The sequence below is a fragment of the Sinomonas sp. RB5 genome (assembly GCF_054063535.1).
In genome coordinates this window covers 100,919-114,418 of the sequence record NZ_JBSSGJ010000005.1, presented here as the reverse complement: position 1 = coordinate 114,418, position 13,500 = coordinate 100,919, and the positions used below count along the sequence as shown (strand labels likewise).

General features: G+C 68.3%; 15 protein-coding genes. 9 read left to right on the top strand and 6 right to left on the bottom strand.

Annotated elements, in window-relative coordinates:
- The first annotated feature begins 23 nt into the window (after positions 1 to 23).
- From erpA to ACVWWH_RS07975, 5 genes are all read left to right on the top strand, one after another.
- Positions 24 to 389: an iron-sulfur cluster insertion protein ErpA gene (gene erpA, locus ACVWWH_RS07995; protein ID WP_066497818.1), complete on the top strand. Its 366-nt coding sequence runs from the start codon at positions 24 to 26 to the stop codon at positions 387 to 389.
- Between the two features lie 212 nt (positions 390 to 601).
- Positions 602 to 1,459, top strand: a complete 858-nt coding sequence (gene ctaC / locus ACVWWH_RS07990) for an aa3-type cytochrome oxidase subunit II (RefSeq protein ID WP_066497817.1) — start codon at positions 602 to 604, stop codon at positions 1,457 to 1,459.
- A 5-nt stretch (positions 1,460 to 1,464) separates the two neighbouring features.
- A complete protein-coding gene (ctaD, locus tag ACVWWH_RS07985) occupies positions 1,465 to 3,189 on the top strand; it encodes an aa3-type cytochrome oxidase subunit I (RefSeq protein ID WP_066497813.1) in 1,725 nt (574 codons plus the stop codon).
- The gene (locus ACVWWH_RS07980; protein WP_066497812.1) at positions 3,186 to 3,587 is read left to right on the top strand and encodes a cytochrome c oxidase subunit 4; all 402 of its coding nucleotides are present in this window, start codon (positions 3,186 to 3,188) and stop codon (positions 3,585 to 3,587) included. The genes ctaD and ACVWWH_RS07980 overlap by 4 nt, the downstream gene beginning before the upstream one ends.
- A 233-nt stretch (positions 3,588 to 3,820) precedes the next feature.
- Positions 3,821 to 4,558: a GntR family transcriptional regulator gene (locus tag ACVWWH_RS07975; RefSeq protein ID WP_066502328.1), complete on the top strand. Its 738-nt coding sequence runs from the start codon at positions 3,821 to 3,823 to the stop codon at positions 4,556 to 4,558.
- A gap of 90 nt (positions 4,559 to 4,648) precedes the next feature.
- Here ACVWWH_RS07975 and qcrB read toward each other — a convergent pair whose 3' ends face one another.
- From qcrB to ctaE, 4 genes are all read right to left on the bottom strand, one after another.
- Positions 4,649 to 6,331 carry a cytochrome bc1 complex cytochrome b subunit gene (gene qcrB, locus ACVWWH_RS07970; RefSeq protein ID WP_457316192.1) on the bottom strand — a complete coding sequence of 561 codons (1,683 nt, stop codon included), beginning with the start codon at positions 6,329 to 6,331 and terminating at the stop codon, positions 4,649 to 4,651.
- Positions 6,328 to 7,374, bottom strand: a complete 1,047-nt coding sequence (qcrA, locus tag ACVWWH_RS07965; RefSeq protein ID WP_066497809.1) for a cytochrome bc1 complex Rieske iron-sulfur subunit — start codon at positions 7,372 to 7,374, stop codon at positions 6,328 to 6,330. The genes qcrB and qcrA overlap by 4 nt, the downstream gene beginning before the upstream one ends.
- Positions 7,375 to 7,471: 97 nt before the next feature.
- On the bottom strand, positions 7,472 to 8,257 hold the full coding sequence (gene qcrC / locus ACVWWH_RS07960; RefSeq protein WP_066497806.1) for a cytochrome bc1 complex diheme cytochrome c subunit: 786 nt from the start codon (positions 8,255 to 8,257) through the stop codon (positions 7,472 to 7,474).
- A 72-nt stretch (positions 8,258 to 8,329) separates the two neighbouring features.
- The gene (gene ctaE, locus ACVWWH_RS07955; RefSeq protein WP_229710786.1) at positions 8,330 to 8,968 is read right to left on the bottom strand and encodes an aa3-type cytochrome oxidase subunit III; all 639 of its coding nucleotides are present in this window, start codon (positions 8,966 to 8,968) and stop codon (positions 8,330 to 8,332) included.
- A gap of 221 nt (positions 8,969 to 9,189) precedes the next feature.
- Here ctaE and trpD point away from each other — a divergent pair, with 221 nt between their 5' ends.
- Positions 9,190 to 10,224, top strand: a complete 1,035-nt coding sequence (gene trpD, locus ACVWWH_RS07950) for an anthranilate phosphoribosyltransferase (protein WP_457316191.1) — start codon at positions 9,190 to 9,192, stop codon at positions 10,222 to 10,224.
- Positions 10,225 to 10,312: 88 nt separating this feature from the next.
- Here the strand turns inward: trpD and ACVWWH_RS07945 are convergent, their stop codons facing one another.
- Both ACVWWH_RS07945 and ACVWWH_RS07940 read right to left on the bottom strand, forming a co-directional pair.
- Positions 10,313 to 10,591, bottom strand: a complete 279-nt coding sequence (locus ACVWWH_RS07945; protein WP_066497802.1) for an Lrp/AsnC family transcriptional regulator — start codon at positions 10,589 to 10,591, stop codon at positions 10,313 to 10,315.
- A gap of 39 nt (positions 10,592 to 10,630) precedes the next feature.
- Positions 10,631 to 11,062 carry a DUF3054 domain-containing protein gene (locus ACVWWH_RS07940; RefSeq protein ID WP_457316190.1) on the bottom strand — a complete coding sequence of 144 codons (432 nt, stop codon included), beginning with the start codon at positions 11,060 to 11,062 and terminating at the stop codon, positions 10,631 to 10,633.
- Between the two features lie 141 nt (positions 11,063 to 11,203).
- Here ACVWWH_RS07940 and ACVWWH_RS07935 point away from each other — a divergent pair, with 141 nt between their 5' ends.
- The 3 genes from ACVWWH_RS07935 (at position 11,204) to ACVWWH_RS07925 (ending at position 13,376) form a co-directional block, all read left to right on the top strand.
- Positions 11,204 to 11,680 (top strand): VOC family protein, encoded by a 477-nt coding sequence (locus ACVWWH_RS07935; RefSeq protein WP_457316189.1) that lies wholly within the window; start codon positions 11,204 to 11,206, stop codon positions 11,678 to 11,680.
- Between the two features lie 117 nt (positions 11,681 to 11,797).
- Positions 11,798 to 12,163, top strand: coding sequence for a YciI family protein (locus tag ACVWWH_RS07930; RefSeq protein WP_457316188.1), 366 nt, complete (start codon positions 11,798 to 11,800; stop codon positions 12,161 to 12,163).
- A complete protein-coding gene (locus ACVWWH_RS07925) occupies positions 12,156 to 13,376 on the top strand; it encodes an RNA polymerase sigma factor (RefSeq protein ID WP_457316187.1) in 1,221 nt (406 codons plus the stop codon). The genes ACVWWH_RS07930 and ACVWWH_RS07925 overlap by 8 nt, the downstream gene beginning before the upstream one ends.
- Positions 13,377 to 13,500 lie beyond the last annotated feature (124 nt).

Here is a 13,500-nt window from a genome sequence, read left to right as displayed (position 1 = left end):
GACGGCACGAGAGAAGGTATGGAATGAGCACTGCAATCAATGAGCCGGCCGAGGCCCTTGCCTCGCACGAGGTGCAGCTGACCGAGGTTGCCGCGGGCAAGGTCCGCAGCCTGCTGGAGCAGGAGGGCCGCACCGACCTGCGCCTGCGCGTGTCCGTCCAGCCCGGAGGCTGCTCCGGCCTCATCTACCAGCTGTACTTCGACGAGCGCCTCCTGGACGGCGACGCCGTGCGGGACTTCGACGGCGTCGAGGTGGTCGTGGACAAGATGAGCGTGCCGTACCTCGCGGGCGCCACCATCGACTTCGAGGACTCCATCTCGAAGCAGGGCTTCACGATCGACAACCCCAATGCGCAGGGTTCGTGCGCATGCGGCGACTCCTTCCACTGAGCCGCCTCGGGCACGGCATCGGCCGCGCCTCGACGGGACTGCCGACGGTCCCGTTGAGGCGCGGCCGACGCGTCTGCGGGACATGTGGGAGATTGGCTGGTGTTCGCTGTAAGCTCTACACCGAGTAGTAAAACTATGTCGCCCGGTCGCGTGCACGGGAGCTCGTCTGCCGTGCTGCCACCGGAGAGAAGCACCAAGAGGAAGGGCCGTCTGTGAGGTCGCAGAACCGAACCAGCAGGCAGCGCGCACGTATCATCACGGTCTCGGCAGTTGCCGCGGCCGGCGCGCTCGCACTGTCTGGATGTTCACCCGAGGTCCAGCGTGGCTGGCTACCCACTGATCGGGATACCACGAGCAATACGCCGATCATCACGGACCTCTGGGTGAATTCCTGGATCGCGGCCATGGTCATCGGCATGATCACGTGGGCCCTCATCCTCTGGTGCATCGTGGCCTACCGCCGGCGCAAGGGCACCAGGGGCTTCCCCCGCCAGACGAGCTACAACCTCCCGCTCGAGATCTTCTACACGGCCATCCCGCTGTTCCTCGTCTTCACGTTCTTCTACTTCACCGACCGCGACCAGCGCGCGATCGACACCCCGAACGCGAACCCGGACGTGACCGTCAATGTGGTCGGCAAGCAGTGGTCCTGGGACTTCAACTACAAGCAGGGCGGCGTCGTCAAGGACGATGTGCACGAGGCCGGCACGCAGGCGCAGCTGACGGGCCAGCCGATCGACCTCAACACGCTCCCGACCCTCTACCTCCCGGTGGGCAAGTCGGTGACCGTGGAGCTCACGTCCCGCGACGTCATCCACTCGTTCTGGGTCCCCGCCTTCCTCCAGAAGCGCGACATGATCCCGGGCAAGCCCAACTACATGTACTTCACCCCGCAGAAGGAGGGCACCTACGACGGCAAGTGCGCCGAGCTCTGCGGTGAGTACCACTCCGAGATGCTGTTCCGCGTGAAGGTCGTCTCCGAGGCGGAGTTCCAGGCGCATCTGGCGGGCCTCGACAAGGGCCTCCTGGACACGAAGTACGACCGCAACCCTAACCAGAACCAGAAGTAGGGACCATGGCTACCTATACCCAGTCGCCTTCTGCCGGTGCTGTAAGCGCACCGGTGGTGCCGACGTCCAAGGGGCGCATCGTCGTCAACTGGATCACCTCGACCGACCACAAGACCATCGGGTACATGTACCTGATCGCGTCGTTCGTGTTCTTCTGCCTCGGCGGCGTGATGGCACTGCTCATCCGCGCCGAGCTCTTCGAGCCGGGCATGCAGATCCTGCAGACCAAGGAGCAGTACAACCAGCTGTTCACGATGCACGGCACGATCATGCTGCTCATGTTCGCGACCCCGCTCTTCGCGGGCTTCACGAACGTGATCATGCCGCTGCAGATCGGTGCCCCGGATGTCGCGTTCCCGCGCCTGAACGCCCTCGCGCTCTGGTTCTTCCTCTTCGGCTCCACCATCGCGGTGGCCGGCTTCATCACGCCGCAGGGCGCGGCCTCGTTCGGCTGGTTCGCCTACGCCCCGCTGTCGAACACGACCTTCACCCCCGGCGTCGGCGGTGACCTCTGGGTCTTCGGGCTAGCGCTCTCGGGCTTCGGCACCATCCTCGGTGCGGTCAACTTCATCACCACGGTGATCTGCATGCGCGCGCCCGGCATGACGATGTGGCGCATGCCGATCTTCACCTGGAACGTCTTCATCACCTCGATCCTCGTGCTGATGGCGTTCCCCCCGCTGGCCGCCGCCCTGTTCGGCCTCGGTGCCGACCGCCGCTTCGGCGCCCACATCTTCGACCCGGAGAACGGCGGCGCCATCCTCTGGCAGCACCTGTTCTGGTTCTTCGGCCACCCCGAGGTGTACATCATCGCGCTGCCGTTCTTCGGCATCGTCTCGGAGATCTTCCCGGTCTTCAGCCGCAAGCCGATCTTCGGCTACAAGGGCCTTGTCTTCGCGACCATCGCCATCGCGGCCCTCTCCGTGAGCGTGTGGGCACACCACATGTACGTCACCGGCGCTGTGCTGCTCCCGTTCTTCTCGTTCATGACCATGCTGATCGCGGTCCCCACCGGCGTGAAGTTCTTCAACTGGATCGGCACGATGTGGCGGGGCTCGCTGACCTTCGAGACCCCGATGCTCTGGAGCCTCGGCTTCCTCATCACCTTCCTCTTCGGTGGCCTCACGGGCATCATCCTGGCGTCGCCGCCGCTGGACTTCCACGTCTCGGACACCTACTTCGTGGTGGCGCACTTCCACTACGTCGTGTTCGGCACCGTCGTCTTCGCGATGTTCGCAGGGTTCTACTTCTGGTGGCCCAAGTTCACGGGCAAGATGCTCAACGAGCGGCTCGGGAAGATCCACTTCTGGCTGCTGCTCATCGGCTTCCACGGCACCTTCCTCATCCAGCACTGGCTGGGCGTCATGGGCATGCCGCGCCGCTACGCCGACTACCTTCCCCAGGACAACTTCACCTGGATGAACCAGTTCTCCACGATCTTCTCGTTCGTGCTGGGCGCCTCGCTGATCCCGTTCTTCTGGAACGTGTACATCACCGCCCGCCACGGCAAGAAGGTGCTCGTGGACGATCCCTGGGGCTTCGGCGGATCCCTCGAGTGGGCCACCTCCTGCCCGCCGCCGCGGCACAACTTCACGTCGCTGCCGCGCATCCGTTCCGAGCGTCCCGCGCTTGACCTCCACCACCCGGAGCTCTCCAGCGTTGGAGCCGTCCAGCACGCGGGGGCCACGGCTGCCGTCGCGGCCGCCGACCGTAAGGACACCGCCAAGTGAAAATCGAGACGATGATCTTCGGGATCGTGGGGCTGTTCTTCCTCCCGGTCGCGATCGTGTACGGATTCATGACCCAGTGGACCGAATGGGTCGGCGTCATCGGGCTGCTGCTGGCCTTCGGGCTGGGCATCATGATCAGCTCGTACATCATGGTGACGGGGCGCCGGGTCGGACTCCGCCCGGAGGACCGCGAGGACGCCGAGATCCATGAGGGTGCCGGCGAGCAGGGGCACTTCAGCCCCTGGAGCTGGTGGCCGCTCATCCTCGGCGCCTCCGCCGCGATCAGCTTCCTCGGCGTCGCAGTCGGCTGGTGGATCCTGTTCATCGGCGCGGGCATCGCCATCGTGGCCCTCGTCGGCTGGGTCTTCGAGTACAGCCGCGGAGACCACGCCCACTGAGCTGCTCACAGCACATAGGCCGGTGGCCGGCACCCTTGTGAAGGGTGCCGGCCACCGGCCTATCTGCTGTGCCCCCGGGCAGCGGATCGCGGCACGCAGACGGTGTGGGGTGTGTCAGGATTGAAGCGACACCTGCCGCGTGCCTCTGCCGGGACGCGCCACGGCTCACGAGGAGGACTGTGCACAACGCCGAGGGCATCGACGGCGAACTCGATCGCTCGTCGAAGACCGCCATGTACATCCAGCTGCGGGAGATCCTCCGGTCCCACATCGCCGTCAAGCTGGCCCCCGGCGCGCCCCTGCCGTCCGAACGGGACCTCTCCCTCCGGTTCGGCGTGGCCCGGATGACGGTGCGCCAGGCGATCGACGCCCTCGTGGCCGAGGGTGTCCTGGACCGCGTCGTCGGGCTGGGGACCTTCGTCAGCCGCCCGAAGCTCGACCTGCAGATGAAGCTCACCTCCTACTCGGAGGAGATGCAGCGCCGGGGAATGGTCCCGGATGCCAAGGTGCTCAGCTTCGAGCAGATCGGCGCCTCCGCCTATCTGGCCCGGGAGCTGAAGGTGGACGAGGGGACTCCTGTGGTCCGCTTCCGGCGCCTCCTGCTCGCCGACAAGGAGCCGATGAGCGTCGACGAGAACTACATCGTGGCCAGCCGGGTGCCCGGGTTCACGGAGGGGCCGCCCCCGAACTCCCTCTACCAGGTGCTCAACGAGAAGTACGGCCTCGTCATGGAATGGGGAGAGGACACGATCGAGGCCACCGCGGCGTCGCCGTCCACGGCCCGCCTGCTCAACGTGGAGATGGGCTCGCCCCTGCTCAAGATCCAGCGCCATGCGTACGTGTCGAAGTCGATCGTGGACTACTCGGTGTCCTACTACCGGGCCGACCGCTACAAGCTCTGGGTGCCGCTCCAGCGCCCGGGAGTCCGCACGCCCCGCAGCTACTCGCCCAAGCGCTTCGGGGCCCTCTGAGGACCCACTGGGCGCCGCTCGCAGGTGCTCATACGGGAAGGACCCCGCACCGGCAGGTGCGGGGTCCTTCTGTCGGCGAGGCTGCCGGCGTCAGTGGGTGATGCTCTTGGCCTCGTCGTGCGACTCGATCGCCTCGTGGTGCCCGTGGGCGTGGGCCGCCTCGAGCTCGGCCGGGGTGACCGGAGCGATGCGGTCCTCGAAGAACCACTGGGAGAGCTTCGCGCGGCGCTTCTCCTTGCGGTCCACGACGCCCTTCGCGTTCGGCTGCGCCGGAAGGACCTGCGGGGACTCGAAGCCGACCAGGCGATAGCGCTTGTACTCGTCGACCGGGGCGTGGACCTCGATGAACTCGCCGTGGGGGAGCCGGACGATGCGGCCCGTCTCCCGGCCATGGAGGGCAATCTCGCGGTCCTTGCGCTGCAGCGCGAGGGAGATCCGCTTCGTGATGACGAAGGCGATGATCGGGCCTGCGAAGAACAGCGCGCGGAGCCAGTAGGTCACATCGTTGAGCGCCACGTGGAAGTGGGTCGCGATGAGGTCGGAGCTGGCTGCAGCCCACATCACGCAGTAGAACGTAAATCCGGCCATGCCGATCGCGGTACGCGTCGGGGCGTTGCGCGGACGGTCCAGGACGTGGTGCTCACGCTCGTCCTTGGTGATCCAGCGCTCGATCCACGGGTACGTGAACAGCACGGTGAAGACGATGCCCGCCGGGACGAGCGCCGGCAGGAGCACATTGAGCGTGAGCGTCTGGTTGAAGATCATGAACTCGAAGTGCTGCCGGTAGCCACCGATCGGGCCGAGGACACCCGGCATGAGACGCAGCGCACCGTCGACCCAGCCGATGTACCAGTCCGGCTGGGTGCCGGCCGAGACGGGGGAGGGGTCGTAGGGACCGTAGTTCCAGATCGGATTGATCGTGAACGCCGAGGCCATCGCGGCGATGACCCCGAACACGATGAAGAAGAAGCCGCCGGCCTTGGCCGCGTAGACCGGGCCGAGGGGGTAGCCGACGACGTTGCCGTCGTTGCGGCCGGGGCCGGGGTACTGCGTGTGCTTGTGCACCACGACGAACATGAGGTGCAGCGCGACGAACAGCAGGATCATCGCGGGGATGAGCAGGATGTGCAGCACGTACAGACGCCCGATGATGGCCGAGCCCGGGAACTCGCCGCCGAACAGGAACATCGAGATCCAGGTGCCGATGATCGGGATGGACTTGATGACGCCGTCGATGATGCGCAGGCCGTTGCCCGAGAGGAGGTCGTCGGGGAGCGAGTAGCCGGTGAAGCCGGCCGCCATGCCCAGGATGAGGAGCACGCCGCCGATGACCCAGTTCATCTCACGCGGCTTGCGGAACGCGCCGGTGAAGAAGACGCGCAGCATGTGCACGCTCATCGAGGCCACGAACAGCAGGGCGGCCCAGTGGTGGACCTGGCGCATGAACAGTCCGCCGCGCACCTCGAAGGAGATGTGCAGCGAGGACTGGTACGCAACCGACATCTCCATGCCGCGCAGGGGCACGTAGGCGCCGGCGTAGTGCGTCTCCGCCATCGACGGATCGAAGAAGAACGTCAGGAAGGTGCCCGACAGCAGAAGGATGACGAAGCTGTAGAGGGCAACCTCGCCGAACATGAACGACCAGTGGTCGGGGAAGACCTTGCGGCCGAACTCCCGCACCACGCTCGACGCGCCGGTGCGCTGGTCGACGAAGCTGGCGATCCGGCCGACCTTGGTCGGCGGCTGATAGGTGGAGGCGGTAGTGCCGCTCACGAGTACTCACGCTCCCAGTAGCTAGGTCCAACAGGTTCGTGGAAGTCCGACGTGGCCACAAGGTAGCCGTCGGCGTCGACCTCGATCGGGAGCTGCGGAAGCGGACGGCTCGCAGGACCGAAGATGACCTCGCACTCGTGGGTGAGGTCGAAGGTCGACTGGTGGCACGGGCACAGCAGGTGGTGGGTCTGCTGTTCGTAGAGCGCCACCGGGCAGCCGACATGCGTGCAGATCTTGGAATACGCGACGATGCCGTTGTAGTTCCAGCTCTCGCGGCCGGGCGAGACGTGCAGGTCCTCGGGGTTGAGGCGCATGAGAAGGACGACGGCCTTGGCCTTCTCGTTCAGCTTGCCCTCGGTGAGGTCGTTGAGGCCCTCGGGAATCACGTGGAACGCCGAGCCGATGGTGACATCCGAAGCCTTGATCGGCGTACCGTCCGGGTCACGCGTGAGTCGGACCTTCTTGCCGTCCTTGGGAGCCCACATCGTGTGGCGCAGCTTGTCGTTCGCGTTCGGCCCGAGATCGCCGAAGACTGCCAGGGCCGGCAGCGGCGCCAGCGCGAGCGCGCCGATGAGGGTGTTCCGGATGAGGGGGCGGCGCTTGATGCCCGTCTCCTCGATGATGTCGTCGACGATCTTGACCGCCGCGACGCGGTCCTCCTCGGAGCTGATCGCATGGCGGGACTCCGAGACCTCGTGGTCCGGCATGAGCGCCTTGGCCCAGTGGACGATCCCCGTGCCGATGCCGAGCATCGCGAACGTGGTGCCGAGGCCGAGCAGGATGTTCTGCAGGCGGATCGTCGGGATCGTCGAGTCACTGCCCAAGTCGATGGCGAAGTAAGCGACGAGGAACACGATCGTGCCGATCACCGAGATGATGAACAGAATCGTGACCTGGCGCTCAGCGCGCTTCGCAGCCCTGGGGTCGGTGTCAGCCAGGCGGAGACGATGCGGCGGGAGTCCCGGATCCGCGAACTTCTCTGTCTGACCAGCCGTAGCTACGGCGCCCCCGGTCTGGGGAGAACCGTCACTATGGTTGCCCATATTTCCCCTCATCCTTCCTGGCCCCCGGCGGTCCGGGGACGATGTTCAAATCTATGCCGCCACTGTCGGGCGGCCCATACTGCGATGCGCTGGCGCGTCAGGACGTGCGGGACGTGAGCCAGATCGTGAAGCCGATGATGACGCCGAGGCCGGCAACCCACACGAAGAGGCCCTCGGACACCGGGCCGAGCGAGCCGAGGGTGGCGCCGCCGGGCGAGCCCTGGGTCTCGATCGTCTTGAGGAACGTGATGATGTCCCGCTTGCTCTCGGGGGAGATGTTGGCATCGGAGAACACCGGCATGTTCTGCGGGCCCGTGGCCATGGCCTCGTAGATGTGCTTCTCGGTCACGCCGGCCAGGGACGGAGCGAACTTGCCCTGGGTCAGCGCGCCGCCGGCCGCAGCGGCGTTGTGGCACATGGCGCAGTTGACGCGGAAGAGCTCGCCGCCGTGGGTGGCATCGCCCTTGTCGTCAAGCATGGCCGCATCCGGCAGGGCCGGGCCGGGGCCGAGCGACGCGACGTAGGCGGCCAGCTGCTTGGTCTGATCGTCGTTGAACTGCACCGGCTTCTTCTGGGCCTGCGGGCCGTTCATCTGCATGGGCATGCGGCCGGTGCCGACCTGGAAGTCCACCGCTGCCGCGCCGACGCCGACCAGCGACGGGCCGGCGGCCGTGCCGGAGGCGCCCATGCCGTGGCACGTGGCGCAGTTCGCCACGAAGAGCTTCTGCCCCTCGCTGACGTCCGACGCCGAGAAGCTGGTGTCTGCCTTGGCCTGATTGGCAGTGCTGAACATTGCGTACATTCCGCCGGTCAGCAGCAGCCCCATGACCAACAGTGCGATGACTGCCATCGGGTGACGCCGCTTCTGCGAGAGTGCCTTCACGAATCCGTTCCTATCCGTTTGCTGCCGCCGCCGTCCGGGCGCGGTCCGAAATCTGGGGCTGTGCTCCTGGGACTACTTGAGGACGTAGATGACCAGGAAGAGCCCGATCCACACGACGTCCACGAAGTGCCAGTAGTACGAGGTGACGATGGCCGAGGTGGCCTCGTAGTGGCCGAAGCGCTTGGCTGCGAAGGCCCGGCCGATGATGAACAGGAAGGCCACGAGGCCGCCCATCACGTGGAGGCCGTGGAAGCCGGTCGTCATGTAGAACGCGGAACCGTAGGCATTGGCACTCAGAGTCACGTGCTCCGCGGTGAGGTTCGCGTACTCGGTGGACTGGCCGGCGACGAACCAGGCGCCCATGAAGAACGTGAGGATGAACCACTCGACCATGCCCCACTTGGCGAACGCGAAGAGGCCGCCGCTGCGGCGCGGCTGGAGCCTCTCCGCCGCGAAGACGCCCATCTGGCACGTGAACGAGCTCGCCACGAGGACGATCGTGTTCACAAGCGCGTAGGGGAAGTCGAGCTTGGCCGTCTCCTCAGCCCACAGGCCGCCCGAGGCGGCACGCAGGGTGAAGTACATGGCGAAGAGGCCGGCGAAGAACATCAGCTCACTGGACAGCCACACCACGGTCCCGACCGAGACCATGTTGGGGCGATTCAGCGTGGGATGTGCCGGGGTTGTCGGGGCATGAGTCGCTGTCGTCACAAGGACATTATGTCTACAAACCTCGGGTTCGCCCAACGCGAACCGCACCTTCTGGGAACTTTTTCTACAAACCCTCGAAAACATGCGGATCCGCAGCCGTACGCGGGTGCGGCCCGTCTCATCCGGGGACGTTTGGGCGCCACTCGCGCGGGGTCGATAGCATCGGAGGCGTGAACACCGAGGCTTCCGGCAGTGGATCTGCCCATGGGGATTCTGCCAATGTGACCGCGCCCACGTGGCGGTCCCTCATCGGCGCGCTCGTCGCCGGGCGCGACCTGACCCAGGCCGAGACGGCCTGGGCCATGGACACGATCATGTCCGGTGACGCCACCGACTCCCAGATCGCGGGGTTCCTCGTGGGCCTGCGCGCCAAGGGCGAGACCGTGGACGAGCTCGCGGGCCTCGTGAAGGGCATGGTGGCGCGCGCGACGCCCATCAGCATCTCGGGGGAGAAGCTCGACATCGTCGGCACCGGCGGGGACCAGCAGAACACGGTGAACATCTCGAGCACGGCGGCGCTCGTCATGGCCGGAGCCGGCGCCAAGGTCGTCAAGCACGGCAACCGGGCGGCATCCTCGTCTTCAGGCTCGGCCGATGTGCTCGAGGCCCTCGGGGTGCGGCTCGACATGGGCGTCGACCGCGTGGCGGCAGCCGCCGAGCAGGTGGGCATCACCTTCTGCTTCGCCCAGGTCTTCCACCCGTCCTTCCGGTTCACCGCGGTGCCGCGCAAGGAGCTGGCGATACCCACGGCGTTCAACATCCTCGGCCCGCTCACGAATCCCGCCCACGTCCAGGCCTCGGCAGTGGGAGCGGCGGATGCCCGGATGGCACCGCTCATCGCCGGCGTCCTCGCGGAGCGCGGCAGCCGCGGGCTCGTGTTCCGCGGCGACGACGGGCTGGACGAGCTCACGATCACCACCACGTCGCGCCTCTGGGAGGTCAGGGACGGGAAGCTCACGGAGTCCGTCCTCGATCCTCTCGACCTCGGCATTCCGAGGGCCACGCTGGACGACCTGCGCGGCGGCGATGCCGCCCACAACGCCGAGGTCGTGCGGCGCACCCTCGCCGGCGACCGCGGCCCGGTGCGCGACGCCGTGGTGCTCAACGCCGCCGCCGGCCTCGTGGCCTACGACCTCTCGGCGGAGCGCCCGCTGCTCGAACGGCTCGCGGCCGCCAAGCGGCGCGCCGAGGAGTCGATCGACTCCGGCGCCGCGGCTCGGGTGCTGCAGGCTTGGGTGGACTTCACCCGATCCTGATCGCCGCCCCGTGGGGCAGAGCAGGGGCCGGGCCACGCGGCCCGGCCCCTGCCGTTTTGCCCTGCGGGGCGTCAGGACGGTCGGTGCGTCAGGACAGTCCGAGGGAGAACGCCGCGTCGAGGTCGTGGCGCGAGTAGGCGCGGAACGCGATGTGCGTCGTCGTCTCGATGACGCCGTCGACCTTGGACAGCCGGTCCGCGACCACGTCGGCAAGCTCCTCGTGCTCCCGTACGCGCGCAATCGCGATGAGGTCCCAGTCGCCAGTGACCGAGTACACCTCACTGATGCCCGGGATGGCGGAGATCTGCTCGGCCACCTCGGGGATCTTCTTTGAGTCCGTTTGGATGAAGACGAATGCCGTGATCATGGTCCTCCGTTCGAAGAAGGGGCGTTCCCTGCCTTCAGCCTAGTGCGCTGTCCGCCGGTGCCGGGCAGCCCGCACCCCGAGGGCGGCCGCGCGCCACCCGACGAGTGCGATGCCGAGGACGCTCGCGGCCACGATGAGGAACGGCACCGCCGTACCCTGGCCGGTTGCGGCGCGCAGCAGCATCCCGACGGCGAAGGTGCCGAGCCACGCGAGGACGCCGGCGGGCCAGACGGCCAGGGGCCTGCGGTGGAGGAGGGGCAGGGCCCACGCGAGCGCGAGCCCCACGGCGAACGGCCATGCCGTCGCCAGCACGCCGGCCACCGCATCGGCCTCGCCGTGGCTCGCGCGTCCCGTCGCCGCGAAGGCGAGGACGATGACCAGGTCTGCGACGGCGGCGGCGATGGTGGGGCCGGCGGCGGGGCGGGCCGCCCGGGCCGCCGAGGGCGCGGAGGCTGAAGGGGAAGGACGCATGCCTCAAGCCTACGCGCGGAAGGCGCCCCGGCCGGCGTCGTGCGTGCCGTCACCGGCGCCGGCGGTCCTCGTGCCCTTCCGCCGCAGCGTGGCGCGCGCAAGAATGCGGGCAGCGAGGATGCCAGGACCCCCGGAGGAGCCATGCCCGAGATGAGGACCTGCCTGTGGTTCGACACCCAGGCCGAGGAGGCCGCCCGGTACTACACGGGCATTTTCCCCCATTCCCGCATCACGGGGATCGAGCGGTACGGCGAGGCGGGCCCGCGCGAGCAGGGGAGCGTGATGACCGCCGCCTTCGAGCTCGACGGGCGCCCGTTCCTGGCCCTCAACGGCGGCCCGGAGTTCACGTTCACCGAGGCGGTGTCCCTCCAGGTCTTCTGCCGCGACCAGGACGAGGTGGACTACTACTGGACTGCGCTCACCGCCGACGGCGGCGTCGAGAGCCAGTGCGGCTGGCTCAAGGACCGCTTCGGGTTCTCCTGGCAGGTCATCCCGACGCGGCTCGAGGAATTGCGCACCGATCCCGACCCGGCCCGCGCGCAGCGGGCCTTCGCCGCGATGCTCACGATGCGCAAGATCGTGATCGCGGACCTCGAGGCGGCGGCCGACGCCGGGTGAGCAGCGGGCGCGGCGGCTCCCCTCGTGCTCCTTCCGCGGGCCGTGTCGAAATCAGCGCCGTCCGTTCGTCCAGTAGGTGAGGGGCCGCAGGGGCCCCGACGACAGGAGGCGAGAGCCATGACCCAGTACCTGATCAGCATGTACCAGCCCGACGGCGTCGTGCCGCCGCCCGAGTTCCTCGCGCCGATCATGGCGAAGCTGGCCGAGCTGACAGCTGACCTCAAGGCGGCGGGAGCCTACGTGTACGGCAACGGGCTCGCGGACGCATCCTCCGCGACGGTACTGCGGGCGGACGGGGGAGACGTGCTCGTCACCGACGGGCCCTACCTCGAGGGCAAGGAGCACATGGGCGGCTTCGACATCATCGAGGCCCCGGACCTCGATGCAGCGCTGGTGTGGGGACGCAGATTCGCCCAGATCACCGGCCTTCCGATCGAGGTCCGGCCCTTCGCGGGCGTCCCCGCGCCGAGCACGGGTGGCTGAGGAGCGGGAGGCCGGGACCGTTGCTGCCGTGTTCCGCGAGGAGTACGGCAGGGCGGTCTCGGTCCTCGCGCGCACCACCGGGGACCTCGGCCTCGCCGAGGACGCGGTGCAGGAGGCCTTCGCGGCCGCGGCCGAGCGCTGGCCCGCGGACGGCATCCCCGACCACCCCGGCGCCTGGATCATCACGACGGCGCGCCGCCGCGCCGTCGACCGCTTCCGCCGCGAGGCGGTCCGGGGGAGCAAGGAGGCGGCCGCCGCAGCCCTCGCCGACGAGGAGCCGCGGCACGAGCCGCTGGGCGATGACCGGCTCGCGCTCCTGTTCGTCTGCTGCCACCCGGCGCTGGCCATGCCGGCCAGGGTGGCCCTCGCCCTGCGGATCATCGGCGGACTCACGACGGCGCAGGCCGCCGCCGCCTTCCTCGTCCCCGAGCCGACCCTGGCCCAGCGGATCTCGCGCGCGAAGGCCAAGATCCGCGACGCGCGCATCCCGTACAGGGTGCCGGCGGCCGAGGAACTGCCCGAGCGGCTCGCAGGGGTCCTGGCGGTGATCTACCTCATCTACAACGAGGGCTACTCCGCGGGGTTGGGGGAGCCGCCGGCACGGGCCGGCCTGTGCGCCGAGGCCGTGCGGCTCGCGCGCGTGCTGGTCCAGCTCCTCCCGGGCGAGCCGGAGGCCAGGGGACTGCTCGCCCTGCTGCTGCTCTCCGAGTCGCGGCGGACCGCGCGCTCGGGTCCCGGCGGGGCCCTCGTGCCGCTCGCGGAGCAGGACCGATCGCTCTGGGACGCGGACCTCATCGCCGAGGGCACCGCCCTCGAGCAGGAGTGCCTCGCGCGCGGACGGCTCGGCCAGTACCAGCTCCAGGCCGCCATCCAGGCAGTGCACGCCGCAGCGGCGTCGGCCGAGGCCACCGACTGGCGCCGGATCGTGCGGCTCTACGACCTGCTCGCCGAGCTGGCGCCCGGGCCCGTGGTGGCGCTCAACCGGGCGGTCGCGGTGGCCGAAGCCGAGGGACCCGAGGCCGCGCTGGCACTCGTGGACGCGCTCGACCTCACGGGCTACCACGTGTTCCACGCAGTGCGGGCCGACCTCCTCGCGAGGACGGGCCGTGCTGCTGAGGCCGCCGCCGAGTACGCGGAGGCCTCGCGGCTGGCACCGGCCGCAGGGGAGAGGTCCTATCTCGAGGGGCGCGCCCGCCGGCTGTCGGGGACGTGACGAGACCGCCCGTCAGCGGGATCCTGGGACCGAAACGCACAGGAACTACCACCTTCGGCTTCCCGCCCAGTTGACATAATCGACGGGCGCCGTGCGACGCGCCGGTCCCGAAGAAGCCCGAAAA

What these genes read in the sequence shown, in the direction of transcription:
- ACVWWH_RS07945 (WP_066497802.1), bottom strand. Translation starts at nt 10,591, where the DNA reads ATGATCACGGCATTCGTCTTCATCCAAACGGACTCAAAGAAGATCCCC.
- qcrA (WP_066497809.1), bottom strand. Translation starts at nt 7,374, where the DNA reads ATGGGCAACCATAGTGACGGTTCTCCCCAGACCGGGGGCGCCGTAGCT.
- ACVWWH_RS07935 (WP_457316189.1), top strand. Translation starts at nt 11,204, where the DNA reads ATGCCCGAGATGAGGACCTGCCTGTGGTTCGACACCCAGGCCGAGGAG.
- erpA (WP_066497818.1), top strand. Translation starts at nt 24, where the DNA reads ATGAGCACTGCAATCAATGAGCCGGCCGAGGCCCTTGCCTCGCACGAG.
- ACVWWH_RS07975 (WP_066502328.1), top strand. Translation starts at nt 3,821, where the DNA reads ATGTACATCCAGCTGCGGGAGATCCTCCGGTCCCACATCGCCGTCAAG.
- ctaD (WP_066497813.1), top strand. Translation starts at nt 1,465, where the DNA reads ATGGCTACCTATACCCAGTCGCCTTCTGCCGGTGCTGTAAGCGCACCG.
- ACVWWH_RS07930 (WP_457316188.1), top strand. Translation starts at nt 11,798, where the DNA reads ATGACCCAGTACCTGATCAGCATGTACCAGCCCGACGGCGTCGTGCCG.
- ACVWWH_RS07940 (WP_457316190.1), bottom strand. Translation starts at nt 11,062, where the DNA reads ATGCGTCCTTCCCCTTCAGCCTCCGCGCCCTCGGCGGCCCGGGCGGCC.